At 39.7% G+C, this 17,064-nt stretch carries 27 protein-coding genes; 26 read left to right on the top strand and 1 reads right to left on the bottom strand.

Features of this window, described 5'->3' with window-relative positions:
- Positions 1 to 51: 51 nt before the first annotated feature.
- The 21 genes from rplX to PLH43_RS09115 all read left to right on the top strand — a co-directional run bounded on the left by rplX (position 52) and on the right by PLH43_RS09115 (position 11,696).
- On the top strand, positions 52 to 396 hold the full coding sequence (rplX, locus tag PLH43_RS09215) for a 50S ribosomal protein L24 (protein ID WP_324362343.1): 345 nt from the start codon (positions 52 to 54) through the stop codon (positions 394 to 396).
- Between the two features lie 32 nt (positions 397 to 428).
- Positions 429 to 971 (top strand): 50S ribosomal protein L5, encoded by a 543-nt coding sequence (rplE, locus tag PLH43_RS09210; RefSeq protein ID WP_324362341.1) that lies wholly within the window; start codon positions 429 to 431, stop codon positions 969 to 971.
- Between the two features lie 15 nt (positions 972 to 986).
- Complete coding sequence (locus PLH43_RS09205; RefSeq protein WP_324362339.1) at positions 987 to 1,172, top strand: type Z 30S ribosomal protein S14; 186 nt, start codon at positions 987 to 989, stop codon at positions 1,170 to 1,172.
- Between the two features lie 26 nt (positions 1,173 to 1,198).
- Positions 1,199 to 1,597, top strand: coding sequence for a 30S ribosomal protein S8 (gene rpsH, locus PLH43_RS09200; RefSeq protein ID WP_324362337.1), 399 nt, complete (start codon positions 1,199 to 1,201; stop codon positions 1,595 to 1,597).
- Between the two features lie 73 nt (positions 1,598 to 1,670).
- Positions 1,671 to 2,222 (top strand): 50S ribosomal protein L6, encoded by a 552-nt coding sequence (gene rplF, locus PLH43_RS09195; RefSeq protein ID WP_324362335.1) that lies wholly within the window; start codon positions 1,671 to 1,673, stop codon positions 2,220 to 2,222.
- A 15-nt stretch (positions 2,223 to 2,237) separates the two neighbouring features.
- Positions 2,238 to 2,606, top strand: coding sequence for a 50S ribosomal protein L18 (gene rplR / locus PLH43_RS09190; RefSeq protein WP_324362333.1), 369 nt, complete (start codon positions 2,238 to 2,240; stop codon positions 2,604 to 2,606).
- Between the two features lie 19 nt (positions 2,607 to 2,625).
- A complete protein-coding gene (gene rpsE / locus PLH43_RS09185; protein ID WP_324362331.1) occupies positions 2,626 to 3,126 on the top strand; it encodes a 30S ribosomal protein S5 in 501 nt (166 codons plus the stop codon).
- Positions 3,127 to 3,138: 12 nt separating this feature from the next.
- A complete protein-coding gene (rpmD, locus tag PLH43_RS09180) occupies positions 3,139 to 3,318 on the top strand; it encodes a 50S ribosomal protein L30 (RefSeq protein WP_324362329.1) in 180 nt (59 codons plus the stop codon).
- Between the two features lie 14 nt (positions 3,319 to 3,332).
- On the top strand, positions 3,333 to 3,773 hold the full coding sequence (rplO, locus tag PLH43_RS09175) for a 50S ribosomal protein L15 (protein WP_324362327.1): 441 nt from the start codon (positions 3,333 to 3,335) through the stop codon (positions 3,771 to 3,773).
- Position 3,774: 1 nt separating this feature from the next.
- A complete protein-coding gene (gene secY / locus PLH43_RS09170; RefSeq protein WP_324362325.1) occupies positions 3,775 to 5,058 on the top strand; it encodes a preprotein translocase subunit SecY in 1,284 nt (427 codons plus the stop codon).
- A gap of 69 nt (positions 5,059 to 5,127) precedes the next feature.
- A complete protein-coding gene (locus PLH43_RS09165) occupies positions 5,128 to 5,781 on the top strand; it encodes an adenylate kinase (protein WP_324362323.1) in 654 nt (217 codons plus the stop codon).
- Positions 5,778 to 6,548 carry a type I methionyl aminopeptidase gene (map, locus tag PLH43_RS09160; protein WP_324362321.1) on the top strand — a complete coding sequence of 257 codons (771 nt, stop codon included), beginning with the start codon at positions 5,778 to 5,780 and terminating at the stop codon, positions 6,546 to 6,548. The genes PLH43_RS09165 and map overlap by 4 nt, the downstream gene beginning before the upstream one ends.
- 27 nt (positions 6,549 to 6,575) lie before the next feature.
- Positions 6,576 to 6,857 (top strand): KOW domain-containing RNA-binding protein, encoded by a 282-nt coding sequence (locus tag PLH43_RS09155; RefSeq protein ID WP_324362319.1) that lies wholly within the window; start codon positions 6,576 to 6,578, stop codon positions 6,855 to 6,857.
- 38 nt (positions 6,858 to 6,895) lie between these two features.
- A complete protein-coding gene (infA, locus tag PLH43_RS09150) occupies positions 6,896 to 7,114 on the top strand; it encodes a translation initiation factor IF-1 (RefSeq protein ID WP_324362316.1) in 219 nt (72 codons plus the stop codon).
- 19 nt (positions 7,115 to 7,133) lie between these two features.
- Positions 7,134 to 7,247: a 50S ribosomal protein L36 gene (rpmJ, locus tag PLH43_RS09145; protein WP_003514672.1), complete on the top strand. Its 114-nt coding sequence runs from the start codon at positions 7,134 to 7,136 to the stop codon at positions 7,245 to 7,247.
- Positions 7,248 to 7,571: 324 nt separating this feature from the next.
- Positions 7,572 to 7,943 (top strand): 30S ribosomal protein S13, encoded by a 372-nt coding sequence (rpsM, locus tag PLH43_RS09140; protein WP_324362303.1) that lies wholly within the window; start codon positions 7,572 to 7,574, stop codon positions 7,941 to 7,943.
- Positions 7,944 to 7,964: 21 nt separating this feature from the next.
- On the top strand, positions 7,965 to 8,369 hold the full coding sequence (gene rpsK / locus PLH43_RS09135; protein WP_324362301.1) for a 30S ribosomal protein S11: 405 nt from the start codon (positions 7,965 to 7,967) through the stop codon (positions 8,367 to 8,369).
- Between the two features lie 53 nt (positions 8,370 to 8,422).
- Positions 8,423 to 9,049 carry a 30S ribosomal protein S4 gene (gene rpsD / locus PLH43_RS09130; protein ID WP_324362299.1) on the top strand — a complete coding sequence of 209 codons (627 nt, stop codon included), beginning with the start codon at positions 8,423 to 8,425 and terminating at the stop codon, positions 9,047 to 9,049.
- 144 nt (positions 9,050 to 9,193) lie between these two features.
- Positions 9,194 to 10,141, top strand: a complete 948-nt coding sequence (locus PLH43_RS09125; RefSeq protein ID WP_324362297.1) for a DNA-directed RNA polymerase subunit alpha — start codon at positions 9,194 to 9,196, stop codon at positions 10,139 to 10,141.
- 85 nt (positions 10,142 to 10,226) lie between these two features.
- Positions 10,227 to 10,751: a L17 family ribosomal protein gene (locus PLH43_RS09120; protein ID WP_324362295.1), complete on the top strand. Its 525-nt coding sequence runs from the start codon at positions 10,227 to 10,229 to the stop codon at positions 10,749 to 10,751.
- Positions 10,752 to 10,835: 84 nt separating this feature from the next.
- A complete protein-coding gene (locus PLH43_RS09115; RefSeq protein WP_324362293.1) occupies positions 10,836 to 11,696 on the top strand; it encodes an energy-coupling factor transporter ATPase in 861 nt (286 codons plus the stop codon).
- Between the two features lie 41 nt (positions 11,697 to 11,737).
- On the opposite strand, the gene PLH43_RS09110 is transcribed toward PLH43_RS09115, so the two are convergent.
- On the bottom strand, positions 11,738 to 12,328 hold the full coding sequence (locus PLH43_RS09110; protein WP_324362291.1) for a class I SAM-dependent methyltransferase: 591 nt from the start codon (positions 12,326 to 12,328) through the stop codon (positions 11,738 to 11,740).
- Between the two features lie 243 nt (positions 12,329 to 12,571).
- On the opposite strand from PLH43_RS09110, the gene PLH43_RS09105 reads away from it, so the two are divergent.
- The 5 genes from PLH43_RS09105 to truA all read left to right on the top strand — a co-directional run bounded on the left by PLH43_RS09105 (position 12,572) and on the right by truA (position 16,947).
- Positions 12,572 to 13,417, top strand: coding sequence for an energy-coupling factor transporter ATPase (locus tag PLH43_RS09105; RefSeq protein ID WP_324362289.1), 846 nt, complete (start codon positions 12,572 to 12,574; stop codon positions 13,415 to 13,417).
- Between the two features lie 8 nt (positions 13,418 to 13,425).
- The gene (locus PLH43_RS09100) at positions 13,426 to 14,235 is read left to right on the top strand and encodes an energy-coupling factor transporter transmembrane component T (RefSeq protein ID WP_324362287.1); all 810 of its coding nucleotides are present in this window, start codon (positions 13,426 to 13,428) and stop codon (positions 14,233 to 14,235) included.
- 225 nt (positions 14,236 to 14,460) lie between these two features.
- The gene (locus tag PLH43_RS09095; protein ID WP_324362285.1) at positions 14,461 to 14,865 is read left to right on the top strand and encodes a GNAT family N-acetyltransferase; all 405 of its coding nucleotides are present in this window, start codon (positions 14,461 to 14,463) and stop codon (positions 14,863 to 14,865) included.
- 308 nt (positions 14,866 to 15,173) lie between these two features.
- Positions 15,174 to 16,127: an ROK family glucokinase gene (locus PLH43_RS09090; RefSeq protein ID WP_324362283.1), complete on the top strand. Its 954-nt coding sequence runs from the start codon at positions 15,174 to 15,176 to the stop codon at positions 16,125 to 16,127.
- Between the two features lie 85 nt (positions 16,128 to 16,212).
- Positions 16,213 to 16,947: a tRNA pseudouridine(38-40) synthase TruA gene (gene truA / locus PLH43_RS09085; protein ID WP_324362281.1), complete on the top strand. Its 735-nt coding sequence runs from the start codon at positions 16,213 to 16,215 to the stop codon at positions 16,945 to 16,947.
- Positions 16,948 to 17,064 lie beyond the last annotated feature (117 nt).

The following is a 17,064-nucleotide window of genomic DNA, read 5'->3' as shown; positions in this document are numbered from 1 at the left end:
AAAATTTTGTCCCTCGCACCAGAAGTTCTATAAGGGAGGAGGCGGCTTAAGTTGAGTAACAAGGTTCATGTAAAAAAAGGAGATACGGTTGTACTTCTAACCGGAAAAAAGGAAGGAAAAAAGGGTAAAGTTTTAGACGTAAATGCCAAGGACGGAACAGTTATTGTTGAAGGAATGAACATTGTAAAGAAGCATCAAAAACCGAGATCTCAATATCAACAAGGCGGTATAATCGAGAAGGAAGCGCCTATACATGCTTCAAATGTTATGCTGGTTTGCCCCAAATGCGGAAAGCCAACGAAGGTTAGAAGACGTGTTCTCGAAAACGGCGAAAAAAATAGAGAGTGCAAGAAATGCAATTCTACAATAGATGTAATAAGGGAAGCAAAAAAGTAATTGAGGTTCTTTAGGAAAGGAGGTAATTGTTGATGCCAAGACTGAAAGACAAATATGTTAATGAAGTTGTTCCGGCTTTACAGGCAAAGTTTAAATATAAAAGTCCGATGCAAGTTCCAAAACTTGAAAAGATAGTTTTGAACATGGGTGTTGGAGATGTAAAGGATAATCCTAAAGCTATAGATTCGGCAGTAAATGATATGGCACTGATAAGCGGTCAGAAGCCTGTTGTAACCAAAGCAAAAAAATCAGTTGCTGCATTTAAGATAAGACAAGGAATGAATATCGGTTGTAAAGTGACATTAAGAGGGGATAAGATGTATGAGTTTGCTGACAAACTCATAAATGTTTCCCTGCCAAGAGTAAGGGACTTTAGAGGCGTACCTGTAAACTCCTTTGACGGAAGAGGAAATTATTCCATGGGTGTGAAAGAACAGCTTATATTCCCTGAAATTGATTATGACAAGATTGATAAGATAAGAGGAATGGATATAACATTTGTAACAACGGCAAAAACCGATGAAGAGGCAAAAGAACTCCTCAAATTATTGGGAATGCCGTTTAGCCAAAGCTAAAGGAGGGATTTCTGCGTGGCAAAAAAATCTTTGATTATAAAGCAACAAAGAGCACCAAAGTATAAGACAAGAGCATACAACAGATGCAAACTTTGCGCAAGGCCACATGCCTATATGAGAAAATTCGGAATTTGTCGTTTGTGCTTCAGAGAATTGGCTTATAAAGGACAGATCCCCGGTGTTCGTAAAGCAAGTTGGTAGTTATCTTGTGAAAGGAGGTTAAACATATGCAGGTAACGGACGTAATCGCAGATATGTTGACCAGAATAAGAAATGCTAGTTCTGCAAAACATGAGACGGTTGATATACCTGCTTCCAACATTAAAAGAGCAATAGCAAACATCTTGCTGGAAGAGGGTTATATAAAAGGCATAGAAGAAATTAATGACGGTAAGCAGGGAGTAATAAGAATAAAATTAAAATACACAAATAACAAGCAAAATGTTATTTCAGGAATAAAGAGAATCAGTAAACCTGGACTTCGTGTATATGCCGGAAAAAGCGAAATACCGAAAGTACTTGGAGGCCTTGGAATCGCTATAATTTCAACGTCAAAAGGAATTATGACTGACAAAAAAGCGAGAGCTGAGGGCGTCGGCGGCGAGGTTTTAGCGTTTGTATGGTAATATAAAAAGTTTCTGAAAAGGGTTTGGGAGAAAATAGCCTAAACTCGCAATCTTAAGAACTGGAGGTGCCGAAATGTCAAGAATAGGTAGATTACCGATAGCAGTTCCAAAGGGTGTTGATGTGAAGTTAGGCGACAACAATACTCTGACTGTTAAAGGGCAAAAAGGAACTTTGACTAAACAGTTCCACAAAGAAATGATCATTAAGGTTGAAGGAGATAAAATTGTTGTTCAAAGGCCTTCTGACGAAAAGAAACACAAAGCTTTACACGGTCTTACCAGAACACTTATAAACAACATGGTTATAGGTGTTACTCAAGGATATGAAAAGGCTTTGGAAATAAACGGTGTTGGTTACAGAGCACAAAAACAAGGGAAAAAGCTTGTTTTGACTCTTGGATATTCTCATCCGGTTGAGATGGAAGAGCCTCAGGGAATAACCGTTGAAGTGCCTGCTCCAAACAAAATAGTTGTAAAAGGTATGGATAAACAGGCTGTTGGTGAATTTGCTGCCAAGATCAGAAGCAAGAGAGAACCTGAGGTTTACAAAGGAAAAGGAATCAAGTATGAGGATGAAGTAATCAGACGCAAAGAAGGTAAAACAGGCGGCAAAGGTAAGAAATAGGAGGGAGTGAAATAAATGATAAAAAAACCCGGATCAAATGTTGCCAGAGTAAGAAAGCATGCGAGAGTTAGAAAAAAGGTTTTTGGGACACCGGAACGTCCGCGTCTCAACGTATACAGAAGTTTGACAAATATCTATGCTCAGGTGATTGATGATACAGCTGGTAGAACTCTTGTTTCTGCTTCGTCGCTTGACAAGGACATAAAAAGCAAGTTGGACTATTGTGGAAACAAAGAAGCTGCCAAGGAAGTCGGCAAGCTTGTTGCACAGAGGGCGTTAGCCAGCGGTATAAAGCGTGTCGTTTTTGACAGAGGCGGATATATATATCACGGTCGAGTCAAGGAACTTGCAGAAGCTGCAAGAGAAGCGGGACTGGAGTTCTAATAGAAGGAGGGAGAAAAATTTGCAACGCATAGATGCCAGTGTATTAGATCTTAAAGAAAAAGTTGTTAATATTGGTCGTGTAACCAAGGTTGTTAAGGGCGGTAGAAACTTCCGTTTTAGTGCCCTTGTTGTTGTAGGGGACGAAAATGGTCATGTAGGCACCGGTATGGGTAAGGCAGCAGAAATATCTGATGCAATAAGAAAAGGTATTGAAGATGCCAAGAAGAATCTTATAAAAGTTCCGTTAGTTGATACAACAATTCCTCATGAGGTAATTGGGGAGTTCGGTGCAGGAAAGGTACTTCTTAAACCGGCCAAAGCCGGTACAGGAGTTATAGCTGGAGGTCCGGTTAGAGCGGTTCTGGAGTTGGCAGGCATAAAGGACATCAGAACAAAGTCTTTAGGATCAAATAATCCTATAAATATGGTTCATGCAACTATAGAAGGTCTCTCTCAGCTAAAAACTGCAGAAGAAGTGGCTAAGCTTCGCAATAAAACTGTGGAAGAAGTATTAGGTTAGGAGGGAACTCTAGTGGCAAAGCTAAAAATAACTTTGGTCAAGAGTACCAATAAATTAAAAGAAGCACAGGCAGCAACAGTTAAGGCTTTGGGATTGAGAAAAATCGGCTCCTGTGTTGAACAGCAGGATAACCCTCAGATTAGAGGTATGATTAAGAAAGTTGAACATGTTTTATCAGTAGAAGAAATATAAAGGAGGTGTAATCCATGAAGTTGTTTGAATTACAACCTGCTCCAGGCTCAAAGAAGCTGCCTAAAAGAAAAGGTAGAGGACACGGAACCGGTAACGGAAAGACAGCGGGAAAAGGACATAAAGGACAAAATGCCCGTGCCGGCGGCGGTGTAAGACCGGGATTTGAAGGTGGACAGATGCCTCTCTACAGAAGAATTCCAAAGAGAGGATTCAACAATATATTTGCAAAGGTATACACAGAAGTTAATGTGTCTGCATTAAACGTGTTTGATAACGGAACGGTTGTGACGCAAGAGCTCTTGAAAGAAAAGGGCATTATCAAGAAGATTAACGATGGTGTGGCAATCCTAGGTAATGGCGAGCTGACAAAAAAACTTACCGTAAAGGCTGCAAGATTTACAAAAACGGCTTCAGAGAAAATTGAGGCTGCGGGAGGAAAGGTCGAGGTGATATAATATGGGGTTGTTTACAACTATGAGAAATGCCTGGAAGATAGCTGACTTGAGAAAAAAGATGTTTTTCACATTGCTGATGATATTTATATTCAGGTTAGGTTCATTTATACCGGTTCCAGGCTTGAATCCTGATGTGTTAAAAAGTATGGTTGGTGAAGGAACAATCTTCGGATTCGTTAATATATTGTCAGGTGGAGCGTTTGAGAAAGCAACGATCTTTGCTATGAGTATTTCCCCTTATATTAACGCTTCGATCATTATACAGCTTTTAACAGTAGCAATCCCTAAACTTGAAGCTCTTGCAAAAGAAGGAGAAGAGGGCAGAAAGATTATTGCTGAGTATACAAGGTATGGAGCAGTAATTCTCGGATTCCTCCAAGCATCAGCTTTTTACTTTGGACTAGACCAGGCCGTTAATGAAAGAAACATATTGTCATTTATCACAATTACACTTTCATTTACAGCAGGTACTGCCTTCCTCATGTGGCTTGGTGAGCAAATCACAGAGTATGGCATAGGAAACGGAATATCTTTGCTAATCTTTGCAGGTATTGTATCAAGAGGACCTTCGGGAATTTATTATCTGTACAATCAGTATAAATTGGAAAGATTAGGTAAAGGTATTTTGGGAATCTTCGGAGTAATAGGTGTAATAGTTATATTTGTAGCCATTATTGCTGCCGTTGTATGGGTTACAGAAGCTGAAAGGCGCATACCCGTGCAATATGCAAAGCGTGTTGTAGGAAGAAAAATGTATGGCGGGCAGAGTACTCATATTCCGATTAAGGTAAATATGGCGGGTGTTTTGCCTATTATCTTTGCTACATCTTTTGTTGCATTGCCTGCGACAATAGTAGGATTTTTCTTCCCGAACTCGACTCATCCTGTGGCTCAGTACTTTAGAACTTTCCAAAGCAGGATTGAAATATCCATTTTGTCAGGTCTTCTAATTATGTTCTTTACGTTTTTCTATACATTTATACAGTTCAACCCGGTTGAACTTGCAAACAACCTTAAGAAAAACGGCGGATTCATTCCCGGAATAAGACCGGGAAAACCGACATCCGACTACATTTACAAGGTAATAAGCAGAATAACCTGGTTTTCAGCCTTGTTCCTTGCCTTGATTCAGATATTACCTTCAGTATTGCAGGCAATAACAGGAATCAGTGGAATATGGTTTGCAGGAACCAGCGTACTTATTCTTGTCGGTGTTGCCCTCGAAACAGTTAAGCAGATTGAGTCACAAATGATTATGAGACATTACAAAGGCTTCTTGGAATAATGCCTGACAAATTAAAAAGTGCTTAACTTGTAAATTGATAATTTTGGTATCTAGTGAGGGGGATTAGTTATGAGGCTTATTCTGCTTGGAGCGCCTGGCGCAGGAAAAGGAACGCAGGCAGTAGTTATATCGCAAAAATATAATATACCTCATATATCAACTGGGGACATGTTCCGCTCAAATATTAAAAACGGCACAGAGCTTGGTAAAAAAGCCAAGGAATATATGGACAAAGGATTGCTTGTGCCGGATGAATTGACAGTGGACATCGTTAAAGATAGAATCTCTCAAGCAGACTGCAAAGATGGCTTTATCCTTGACGGCTTCCCCAGAACAATATATCAGGCTGAGAAGCTTGATGAAATGTTGAAAGACTTGGCTATTGAATTGGACTATGCATTGAACATATATGTTCCTGATGATGAGATAATCAAAAGAATGTCAGGACGCAGGGTCTGTTCAAAATGTGGTATGAGCTATCATATAATATATAACCAACCAAAGGCGGATGGCCTTTGCGACAGTTGCAACAGTGAATTGATTCAGAGGGATGATGACAAAGAGGAAACAGTCATCCAAAGATTAAGCACATATCACAAGCAGACGGAACCTCTAATTGAATACTATGAAAAGAAGGAAAAACTTCTGACCGTACATGGTCAAGAAGGTGTGGATGACACCACACGAGAGGTTTTAAGTGCTTTGAGTGGAGCTAAACTATGATATCGATTAAAACAAAAAAAGAAATTGAATTAATGAAAAAAGCTGGAGAAGTAGTAGCATTAGCCCTAAAAAACGTAGAAGAAGCCATTAAGCCCGGTGTTTCAACGATTGAACTTGACAGAATTGCTGAAGAAACAATTAGAAAGTGTGGAGCGGTACCGTCTTTTAAGGGCTATAAGGCGGCTTTTAAGAATGTTCCTGACTTTCCCGGAAGTATATGTGCTTCGGTAAATGATGAAGTGGTTCACGGAATACCGGGTTTAAGAGTGCTTAAAGATGGCGATATTATTAGTGTCGATGTTGGTGCTTATATAAACGGCTTTCACGGAGATGCTGCCAGAACTTTTGCGGTTGGGAAGATTTCCGATGAAGCCCAAAGGCTGATTGATGTTACGAAAGAGAGCTTTTTTAAAGGATTGGAGAAAGCAGTAAAAGGCAACAGAATAATCGATATTTCCGGTTCTATAGAAGATTATGTGGTTGAAAACGGTTTTTCTGTTGTTCGTGATTTCGTCGGTCACGGCATAGGGAAAAAAATGCATGAGGAGCCGCAGATACCGAACTATAGATGCAGTGGTCAAAGAACCAGGCTGGAAGTTGGTATGACGTTGGCTGTAGAACCTATGGTGAACCAGGGAACGTATATGGTTAAGATTCTCCAAAACGGATGGACAGTCGTAACAGCAGACGGTAAGCTTTCAGCCCATTATGAGAACACAATAGCGATAACAGAAAACGAACCTTTAATTTTGACCGTGCTGAGTTAAGGTGTGAAAATGAACAGAGGTGAGTTGATGAAAGTTGACGTTGGGCAGGTAGTTTACTCGAAAGCCGGACGGGACTTTGGACGTAAATTTGTCGTTATCGGCATAATAGATGACAAAAGTGTTTTGGTGGCAGATGGCGACTTAAGAAGAGTTGAAAAGCCAAAGTCAAAGAACATAAAGCACCTTAGAATTACCGAAAAAGTTATACTACCTTTAAGTGATAAATTGAAAAACGGAACTAAAGTTTCGAATTCGGAAATTCGGAAAGTATTGGCCGAAATTGGCGATGCAGAAGATGAGTTTAATTGAAATAAAGGGTTTGGTATCAGTAGTAAGGAGGAGTTGACTTGTCTAAGGAAGATGTTATTGAAGTAGAAGGTAAGGTTGTTGAAGCATTGCCAAATGCAATGTTTGAGGTGGAATTGGAAAACGGACATAAAATACTGGCCCACATATCCGGTAAACTCAGGATGAATTTTATTAGGATTTTACCAGGGGATAAGGTTACAGTTGAGCTATCTCCTTATGATCTGACCCGAGGTAGGATAACGTGGAGGGCTAAGTAATTTAAGGAGGGAAAAGGAAATGAAAGTAAGACCGTCTGTAAAGGTTATTTGCGAAAAATGCAAAATAATCAGAAGAAAAGGAAGAGTAATGGTAATTTGCCAGAATCCTAAGCATAAACAAAGACAGGGATAAAAATTTTCGGGATGACAGTTGACAATGGACAGTAGTTTGCCTATTATTAAATAGTTACAGTTATTTTTTAAAATGAAAGTTTGGATTACATGGAAGACTTTATATATGGTCAGATGTAATTCTAAAAGTATAAATTTTATGGCAGCTGTCTTTTGTCAACTGTCATCCGATGAAGTTTTAAATCAAAAATAACATACAGGTGCGGCTGTATGGTTGCAGGTATAATAAGTGTGCCTGTAATCATAACCTGGATTGTTTATTTTATATATAAAAATTATTCGAAGAATTTAATTTTGAGTAACTTGTTGGAGGTGTAAAAAAAAGATGGCACGTATTGCCGGAGTTGATTTGCCCAGAGAAAAAAGAGTGGAAATCGGGTTAACCTACATCTATGGAATTGGCAGAACTTTGTCAAATGAGATTTTGCGCAAAACTGGTATTAACCCCGATACAAGAGTTAGAGATTTGACAGACAATGAAATTAGCAAACTTAGGGAAATAATAGATAAAGAATACAAGGTTGAAGGAGATTTAAGAAGAGAAATCGCTCTCAACATTAAGAGATTGATGGAAATCGGATGCTACAGAGGAAGAAGACATAGAATGGGTCTTCCGGTTCGCGGTCAAAGGACCAAAACCAATGCAAGGACAAGAAAAGGCCCAAAGAGAACTGTCGGAGCACAGAGAAAGAAATAGTAAAAGGAGGTATGGGATTAAATGGCTAGCAAAGCAAGTGGTGCCAAAAGGACTACTAGAAAAAGAAGAGAGCGTAAAAATATTGAACGTGGAGCGGCTCATATACGTTCAACATTTAATAATACAATAGTTACACTTACTGACGTTTCAGGAAATACCCTTTCCTGGTCAAGTGCCGGAAGCTTAGGCTTCAGAGGTTCAAGAAAGAGCACACCTTTTGCAGCTCAGATGGCAGCTGAAGCGGCAGCTAAAGCAGCAATGGAGCATGGACTTAAAACTGTAGAGGTTTATGTTAAAGGTCCCGGTTCCGGAAGAGAAGCTGCAATAAGAGCGTTGCAGGCTGCAGGACTTGAAGTAAGCCTTATTAAAGATGTGACTCCTATTCCTCACAATGGCTGTAGGCCACCTAAGAGAAGAAGAGTATAGTAGTCGTGGTTAAATATAAACTTTTAATATTTTTCTTGGAGGTGTAAAATTAAATGGCAAGATATACCGACGCATCTTGCAGACTCTGCCGCAGGGAGGGTGAGAAGCTCTACTTGAAGGGTGAAAGATGCACTACAAATAAATGTGCGGTTGCCAGGAGAGGATATGCTCCCGGACAGCACGGCCAAAACAAAAAGAAATTGTCAGAATATGGACTTCAGCTTCGTGAAAAGCAGAAGGCTAAAAGATATTACGGACTTTTGGAAAGTCAGTTTAGAAAGTACTTTGATATGGCTGTTAAAAAGAAGGGTATCGCCGGTGAAAACCTTCTTCAAATTCTCGAGCTGAGACTTGATAATGTTGTTTATAGAATGGGTCTCGCGCTTTCAAGGCCTGAGGCCAGACAGTTGGTAAGACACGGACATTTTACCGTTAACGGAAAAAGGGTAAATATTCCATCTTATCTTGTTAAGCTTGGAGACGTAATAGCAGTAACCGAAAAGAGCAAGAGCACAGCAAAAATGAAGGACAATAAAGAGTATGCAGCTGGAAAACCGAAGCCACAGTGGTTGGAATATGATGCCGAAGAAATGTCTGCAAAGGTAGTAGCTTTACCTGTAAGAGAAGATATTGATCTGCCACTGAAAGAGAGCCTCATAGTTGAGTTGTACTCCAAGTAATAAGATGTATGTTTGTATATTTCCGGTTCAGCAACTGAGGATTATAACAATAGAGATGAAGGTTTAATCATAGTTGAATTGAGAGATAAAGAACTTTGAATCAGTTGCCCTCAAAAAATATAATAGTTCAAAGGAGGGTTTTTGATGATAGAAATTGAAAAGCCGAAGATTGAATGTGTAATATCCAGTGAAGACAATAGATATGGGAAATTTGTAGTAGAACCATTGGAAAGAGGATATGGTATCACTCTTGGTAATTCACTAAGAAGAATATTGCTTTCATCTTTGCCCGGTGTAGCTGTAACCTCAATCAAGATAGATGGCGTACTGCATGAGTTTTCAACAATACCTGGCGTAGTTGAGGACGTAACAGAAATAATCCTTAATATTAAAGAGCTATCGTTAAATCTTCACGGAGACGGTCCAAAGGTTATATATATTGATGCTGAGGGAGAAGGAGAAGTAAAGGCATCGGATATCAAAGTGGATTCTGATGTTGAAATTCTTAACCCGGATCTCAAGATTGCGACTTTGAGCGGTGAGCACAGGCTTTATATGGAGATGACCATTGACAAGGGCAGAGGATATGTATCTGCCGAAAAGAATAAGCATCCCGGTCAGCCGATAGGTGTTATACCCATCGATTCAATTTTTACACCGGTAAACAAGGTTAACTATACGGTGGAAAACACACGTGTAGGACAGGTTACCGACTATGACAAGCTGACTTTGGAAGTTTGGACAAACGGAAGTATCAAGCCGGATGAAGCAATCAGTCTGGGTGCAAAAATATTAAGCGAGCATCTCAACTTATTTATCGACCTGTCCGATAATGCAAAGAATGCTGAGATAATGGTCGAGAGAGAAGAAACAAAGAAGGAAAAAGTTCTTGAAATGACTATTGAAGAACTTGACCTTTCCGTAAGATCTTACAACTGCTTGAAGAGAGCAGGTATAAACACTGTTGAGGATCTTACAAACAGAACCGAGGAAGATATGATGAAGGTTAGAAATCTTGGTAGAAAATCTCTTGAAGAGGTCATAAACAAGCTGAAAGCTTTGGGATTGTCTTTGGCGCCAAGTGAAGACTAACCGTGAAAAGATTAAATAGTAAAAAAGACTATGATTTTTAAGTTTATGTCCAATCATAGCAGACTTAAGCAAAGGAGGTATAAGAATGCCGGCACAAAGGAAACTCGGACGTGCTACTGACCAGAGAAAAGCAGTTTTAAAGAGTCTTGTTACTGCTTTATTTCAAAATGGCAAAATAGAAACGACTGAAGCGAGAGCCAAGGAAGTTAAAAATATAGCAGAAAAGCTTATTGCAATAGCTGTAAAGGAATGTGACAACTTCACATCCAAGCAGGTAAAAGTAAGTGCTGCAAAAGTGGATTCGAAGGGTAACAAGATTACCAATACCAAGAAATCTAAAAACGGTAATGAGTATCTGGTTGTAGAAAGAGAAGTCAAGACTGACATGCAGAGAGTTGACAACCCTTCAAGACTCCATGCAAGAAGAAAAGTTATGACATGGTTGTACAGAGTCAAAGACAGTGAGGGTAATACAATCAACCTTGCAAACAAGTTGTTTGATGAGATTGCGCCCAAGTATAAAGACGTAAACGGTGGATACACAAGAATCTACAAAATTGGGCCAAGAAAAGGCGATGCTGCAGAGATGGTAGTTCTGCAACTGGTTTAGTATTAAATGAAGCTGGATGACTTACGGGGATTGGGTGTTACGGAAATTCACCTTAATCCCTGTTTTATTAGGGGAGTAAAAAAGATGGATGTAATAGTAAAAGCCAGTAACGTAGAGTTTGCATACAAAAAAAATAATGACAATACTCCTAAAGCTTCTGTATTAAGAGAGGTAAACACCAAAATACAGGAAGGGGAATTCGTAGTTGTTATTGGCCGGAACGGCTCCGGAAAATCGACTTTTGCAAGGCTTCTCAATGCTATTTTGGTTCCCACCCAAGGAGTACTCTACATAGGCGGAAAAAAGACCACGGATGAAGCAAACTTGTGGGAAATAAGGACAACGGTGGGCATGGTATTTCAAAATCCGGATAATCAGATAATAGCAACATCTGTGGAGGAGGATGTTGCGTTTGGCCCGGAGAACCTTGGAATACCTTCGGAAGAGATTGTAAATAGAGTAACTGAGGCTCTAAAAAGTGTGGGAATGGAGGAGCAAAGAAATGCATCTCCCCACCATTTGTCGGGAGGTCAAAAGCAAAGGGTGGCAATAGCGGGCATTTTAGCTATGAAGCCAAAATGCATTGTTCTTGATGAAGCAACATCCATGCTTGATCCTGTTGGAAGAAAAGAAGTTTTAAAAGTCCTTCAAGACTTAAATCAAAAGGAAAACATAACAATCATTCACATTACCCATCACATGGAGGAGGCAGTACTCGCCAAAAGGGTACTGGTAATTGACGAAGGGGAAATCGTAATGGACGGAAAGCCCCATGAAATATTTTCAAAAGTAGAAGAAATCAAAGCCTTAGGGCTTGATGTGCCGCAAGTTGCGGAATTGTTTCATGAGCTAAAAAAAGACGGCTATAATGTGCCGGACAACGTCCTAAGTGTCGAAGAGGCAGCTCAATGTCTCGTCGACATGATTACTAAAGCCGGATACTAACCGGTATATTTGACTCATACAGTTCAGCATGAAAATCAGTTCTATTCTTTGGTACTCTTTATTATCCAATATCCTGCTTTCTTATTGATAACCTCGCAATTTCCATAAACTGTATTAAGGAAATTAATTGCAGAGCTTGCTCCCTGCTTCTTTTGTATTACAAGATAAATTGAACCTCCAGGATTTAAAAAGTTTATGCTGTTCTCAAATATCGGGTAGATTACTTTCTTTCCGGTTCGTATCGGGGGATTGCTTACAATAGCATCAAATTTGCCTGAAACATTGGAAAAGCCATCGCTAACCAAAACATTGGCATTTTTAACACCATTTAGACGAATATTTTGCATAGCCAAATCAACAGCCCTTTCATTAATGTCAATCATGGTAACAGACGAAGAAGGGTTTAAAAGGGCAAGGGAGATACCGATAACACCATAGCCGCATCCAATATCAAGAATGTTGCCGGAAACCGGCGGAATGGACCTTATTAAAAGGTCACTGCCGAAATCAACTCTTCTTTTTGAAAAAACCCCGGAATCGGTGTTGAGCTTTAAAGTCAAGTCTTCCACAGTATAAATAATTGTACTTATATCATGGGGAGCATCAGGGTTTTGAGTGTAATAATGATTCATATAAAGCCACCTTTCAAATGTATATATATTTATCTTTAGTTTTCACAGTCACAATTATACCATAGAACAGGCCAAGACAATTCATTAATATGATTTATTTTAAGGAAAACTCCACTTGAAGTTGGAAGTAAAAAAGTGTATAAATATAACGAGGCAATAGATTTATTCTACCTCGTATAAGTGGAGAATACTGATGCTTTAAGTGGCTAAACTGCATATTTTAAAACACACTGAGGAGGAAAAATGTCCATAAAAGTAAGCAATCTGACATACGTTTATATGAAGGGTACTCCGTTTGAAAAATTAGCACTGGATAATATAAATTTGAGCATAGAAACAGGAGAATTTATCGGTATTATTGGCCACACAGGCTCGGGCAAATCCACGCTCGTCCAGCATTTTAACGGCCTTTTGAAACCAACCTCCGGAAGTGTGTATATAAATGGCGAAGAATTGACCGGCAAAAAGGCAAAAGAGCTGAAAAGACAGGTAGGAATCGTTTTTCAATATCCCGAACACCAATTGTTTGAGGAGACCGTTTACCGGGATATAGCTTTTGGCCTTGTAAAGCGGGGCGAAAATAAAGAGGAAATTGATAAAAAGATCAGAAAGACAGTCAGTATGTTGGGCCTTTCGGAAGACATATTGGACAAGTCACCCTTTGAATTGTCGGGGGGACAGAAACGGCGGGTGGCCATGGCAGGAATATTGGTATTAGAGCCCTCAATACTCATTTTGGACGAGCCGGCCGCAGGCCTGGACCCACGAGGGCGGGATGAAATATTTGAATTGATTTCAAACCTGCATAAAAACAATAAAATGACGGTGGTGCTGGTATCCCACAGCATGGAGGATGTGGCAAAATACGTTGGGCGGGTAATAGTAATGAACAGGGGCAGAATAGAAATGTGCGGTCCGGTCCGGAATGTTTTTAGCAATATAGACGATTTGGAAAGAATAGGACTTGCGGCTCCGCAGATTACCTATTTAATGAAAAAATTAAAAGAGAAAATTCCTGAAATAAATGATAATGTCCTGACCGTTACTGAGGCAAAAGAGGAATTGACAAAATACATAAGAAAGGCGTAATGGAGCATATGATGAAGGATATAACACTGGGGCAGTATTTTCCCGGAGACTCATTGATACACAGGGCTGACCCCAGAGTAAAAATTGTACTGACGCTGGTTATAATGACAAATATATTTCTTATAGATTCATATCTTGCCTTTGCTGTATTCTCAGGTTTTATTGTCATGACAATTTTTATTGCCGGAATACCTTTTGGATACACACTAAAAGGCGTAAAGCCAATAATGCCTATAATTGTGTTTACAGCTTTGGTCAATATTTTTACCGCGCCGGGGACGGTACTTTTGGGATACGGAGCAATCCGAATCACTTATGAAGGGATTGATACTGCGGTAAAAATGAGCGTGAGGCTTATTCTTTTGATTATGAGCTCATCCATTATGACCTTGACAACTACACCCATATCCCTTACGGATGGGCTGGAGAGGCTTTTGGGCCCGTTAAAACGATTAAAAGTACCGGTGCATGAATTCTCAATGATGATGACCGTTGCATTAAGATCTATACCCACACTGCTTGAAGAAACCGATAAAATAATGAAAGCCCAGGCTTCCAGGGGAGCAGATTTTGAGACGGGAAACATCTTTGACAGGGCAAAGAGCTTCATTCCTGTATTGATTCCGCTGTTTGTCAGCGCATTTAGAAGGGCCGATGACCTTGCATTGGCAATGGAAGCACGCTGCTACAGAGGCGGAGAGGGAAGGACAAGAATGAAGAGAATGAAGCTGTCTGGGGTTGATTTTAGAATTATATTATTCTTTTTGGTTTTTGAAGTTGTTTTAATATACGTGCAATATTTCAGATTGCATGTATAAAACAGGCTATATTTTGACCTGTATGTATGATTTATATCTTGGAGAAGAAGCTATTGGCAGAAATCGCAGTAATGATACAAAAATCCCGAAAGGGTATGGACATGAGAAAAGAGCTTATAATGTAAAAACATCGTTTCAAGGCTAAAAAGAGACTGTCCGATAGGGTAAAAAATAAAATAAGGGGGAAGTATGGTTTAGTTACTGACTATATCGTACAAGGCGGTTATGAATATTCAATATAAAAGCATAAAAGATTTTGAAGAAGAACAACTAAGAGATTTGTTTTTATCGATAGAATGGGATTCGGGAAACTACCCTGACAAGCTTAAAATTGCAATGAAAAATTCATCTTCAGTATATTCTGCTTGGGATGGAGATAAGCTGGTAGGATTGGTAAACTGCTTGTCTGACGGCATAATGACAGCATATATACACTTTATGTTGGTACGTCCCGATTATCAATGCAAAGGAATCGGCAAGAAACTTATGTCACTGATGCTGGATGAATACAAGGACTACTTAAGAAAAGTCTTAATAGCATATCCAAAAGCACTGGAGTTTTATAAAAGATGCGGTTTTTGTTCAGCAGATGAGTCGATACCTATGTTTATTACAACCCTGAAAACCTGATGATGAATTGATAATGCATCTTATACATAAAATCCGGGAGAATGGATAGCTTTAGCAGTATTCTATCTTAAAAGCTCAGATGGATTTATGGAATTTCATAAAGGCGTTTGCGCGTTTTATGCCACATTCTATGTTGACTAATATTATATTTTTAAGGAACACAAGTACTTTTACAAGTGCAAAAAATTAGTATATAATATACATTGAACGTTAAGGCAAAGCAGTTGGCCAAATCTATTGAAGTCTGGTAATTGCAGCGGGTAAAGGGCTGTTATTTGCTTACACTATATTGTACTAGGAGGATTAAAATGTACTACATAGGAATTGATCTTGGCGGAACGAATATCGCCGTAGGCTTGGTAAATGAAGAAGGTAAAATACTTCACAAAGACAGTGTCCCGACACTGAGGGAAAGACCGTATCAGGAGATAATCAAGGATATGGCAATGCTTACCCAAAAGGTAATAAAGGATGCGGGTTTTAGCGTTGACCAGGTTAAAAATATCGGGGTTGGCAGTCCCGGTACACCAAACTGCAAGGATGGAATTCTTGTCTACAACAACAACTTAAATTTCAGAAATGTCCCAATAAGGTCTGAAATGCAAAAATATATTGATTTGCCCGTATATCTCGACAATGACGCAAACTGTGCGGCTCTTGCCGAAAGTGTGGCAGGTGCGGCAAAGGGAGCAAAAACTTCCGTAACCATAACTTTGGGTACGGGAATCGGCGGAGGAGTAGTAATAGACGGCAAAATATACAGCGGTTTCAACTATGCAGGAGGAGAACTGGGTCATACAGTTCTGATGGTGGATGGAGAGCCTTGCTCCTGTGGAAGAAAGGGTTGTTGGGAAGCATATGCTTCGGCAACTGCGCTTATCAGACAGGCCAGAAAGGCCGCTCAGGAAAATCCCGATTCCCTTATAAACAAGCTTGTAGGAGGAGATTTGTCAAAAATCGATGCAAAAGTTCCCTTCGATGCTGCAAAGCAGGGCGACAAAACAGGTGAGATGGTGGTACAGCAATATATAAGATATATTGCTGAGGGACTTATCAACATGATAAACATATTTATGCCGGAGATACTGGTAATAGGCGGAGGAATATGCAAGGAAGGGGAATACCTTTTAAAGCCTCTTAGAGAGCTTATAAAACAGGGAGTTTACAGCAAAGAGGATATACCTCAAACGCAGCTTAAAACGGCTCAAATGGGCAATGACGCCGGAATAATCGGTGCTGCAATGCTGGGAAAAGACTGCTGATTATAAATAAACTGACAGGGGGCAAAGGCGACGGGGCTTTTGCCCTTGAATTATTTAAAAAAGAAAAAAGTGTAAGGAAGATGCTATGAGGAATGTAAAACTGATAATTGAATACGACGGTACCAACTATCACGGCTGGCAAAAGCAGAAGAATGCCAAAACTGTGCAGGATACAATTGAAAGAGCGATAAAAGGGCTTACCGGAGAGAAGGTTGAACTTACGGGTGCAAGCAGGACTGATTTCGGAGTACACGCATTAGGGCAGGTGGCAAATTTCAAGACCGGTTCTAATATACCGGGCGACAGATTTTCTTATGCCCTAAACAGGATGCTTCCCGATGATATAGTGATAAGAGAGTCCCAAGAAGTAAGCTTGGACTTTCATGCCCGGTTTAAGTCAAAAGGGAAAAAGTACAGATATCTGATTTACAACTCCCAATTTCCCTCTGCTCTTCTAAGAAACAGGGCATTTCATGTGTCATATAAACTGGATTTTGAAAGTATGAAAAAGGCGGCATCATACTTTTTGGGCACCCATGATTTCTCTTCCTTTCGGGCAAGCGGCAGCAGTGTAAAAACTTCTGTGAGAACCATTACGGATGTCTCTTTGGAAAGGGACGATAAATCAATAAAGTTTGAGATATCCGGAAACGGATTTCTGTACAATATGGTGAGAATAATAGTCGGAACTTTAGTGGATGTGGGTATGGGGAGGATAAATGCCGATGATATACCCAAGATAATCGAAAGTCAAAATAGAAAAAACGCAGGAAGAACGGCCCCTGCAGAAGGCTTGTATCTGGTGGAGGTTTATTACTGAACCAATATTATGGTAACGTTAATGTATACACCCTCTTTTTTGCTTACATATTTCATTGTATGACGGTAAGTTGTAAAATTAATTGCCCAAACATGATAAAAAAGAAGTGACTCAAAT

Origin of the sequence: Acetivibrio sp. (assembly GCF_035371925.1) — a bacterium.
Lineage (GTDB): Bacteria > Bacillota > Clostridia > Acetivibrionales > Acetivibrionaceae > Hungateiclostridium.
The sequence above is the reverse complement of the archived record's forward strand: the minus strand, read 5'-3'. Positions and strand labels throughout refer to the sequence as shown.

Coding starts and splice junctions, on each gene's coding strand:
- rplE (WP_324362341.1), top strand. CDS start 429: ATGCCAAGACTGAAAGACAAATATGTTAATGAAGTTGTTCCGGCTTTA.
- rpsH (WP_324362337.1), top strand. CDS start 1,199: ATGCAGGTAACGGACGTAATCGCAGATATGTTGACCAGAATAAGAAAT.
- rplF (WP_324362335.1), top strand. CDS start 1,671: ATGTCAAGAATAGGTAGATTACCGATAGCAGTTCCAAAGGGTGTTGAT.
- rplR (WP_324362333.1), top strand. CDS start 2,238: ATGATAAAAAAACCCGGATCAAATGTTGCCAGAGTAAGAAAGCATGCG.
- rplO (WP_324362327.1), top strand. CDS start 3,333: ATGAAGTTGTTTGAATTACAACCTGCTCCAGGCTCAAAGAAGCTGCCT.
- secY (WP_324362325.1), top strand. CDS start 3,775: ATGGGGTTGTTTACAACTATGAGAAATGCCTGGAAGATAGCTGACTTG.
- PLH43_RS09165 (WP_324362323.1), top strand. CDS start 5,128: ATGAGGCTTATTCTGCTTGGAGCGCCTGGCGCAGGAAAAGGAACGCAG.
- map (WP_324362321.1), top strand. CDS start 5,778: ATGATATCGATTAAAACAAAAAAAGAAATTGAATTAATGAAAAAAGCT.
- PLH43_RS09155 (WP_324362319.1), top strand. CDS start 6,576: ATGAAAGTTGACGTTGGGCAGGTAGTTTACTCGAAAGCCGGACGGGAC.
- rpmJ (WP_003514672.1), top strand. CDS start 7,134: ATGAAAGTAAGACCGTCTGTAAAGGTTATTTGCGAAAAATGCAAAATA.
- rpsM (WP_324362303.1), top strand. CDS start 7,572: ATGGCACGTATTGCCGGAGTTGATTTGCCCAGAGAAAAAAGAGTGGAA.
- rpsK (WP_324362301.1), top strand. CDS start 7,965: ATGGCTAGCAAAGCAAGTGGTGCCAAAAGGACTACTAGAAAAAGAAGA.
- rpsD (WP_324362299.1), top strand. CDS start 8,423: ATGGCAAGATATACCGACGCATCTTGCAGACTCTGCCGCAGGGAGGGT.
- PLH43_RS09125 (WP_324362297.1), top strand. CDS start 9,194: ATGATAGAAATTGAAAAGCCGAAGATTGAATGTGTAATATCCAGTGAA.
- PLH43_RS09120 (WP_324362295.1), top strand. CDS start 10,227: ATGCCGGCACAAAGGAAACTCGGACGTGCTACTGACCAGAGAAAAGCA.
- PLH43_RS09115 (WP_324362293.1), top strand. CDS start 10,836: ATGGATGTAATAGTAAAAGCCAGTAACGTAGAGTTTGCATACAAAAAA.
- PLH43_RS09110 (WP_324362291.1), bottom strand. CDS start 12,328: ATGAATCATTATTACACTCAAAACCCTGATGCTCCCCATGATATAAGT.
- PLH43_RS09105 (WP_324362289.1), top strand. CDS start 12,572: ATGTCCATAAAAGTAAGCAATCTGACATACGTTTATATGAAGGGTACT.
- PLH43_RS09100 (WP_324362287.1), top strand. CDS start 13,426: ATGATGAAGGATATAACACTGGGGCAGTATTTTCCCGGAGACTCATTG.
- PLH43_RS09095 (WP_324362285.1), top strand. CDS start 14,461: ATGAATATTCAATATAAAAGCATAAAAGATTTTGAAGAAGAACAACTA.
- PLH43_RS09090 (WP_324362283.1), top strand. CDS start 15,174: ATGTACTACATAGGAATTGATCTTGGCGGAACGAATATCGCCGTAGGC.
- truA (WP_324362281.1), top strand. CDS start 16,213: ATGAGGAATGTAAAACTGATAATTGAATACGACGGTACCAACTATCAC.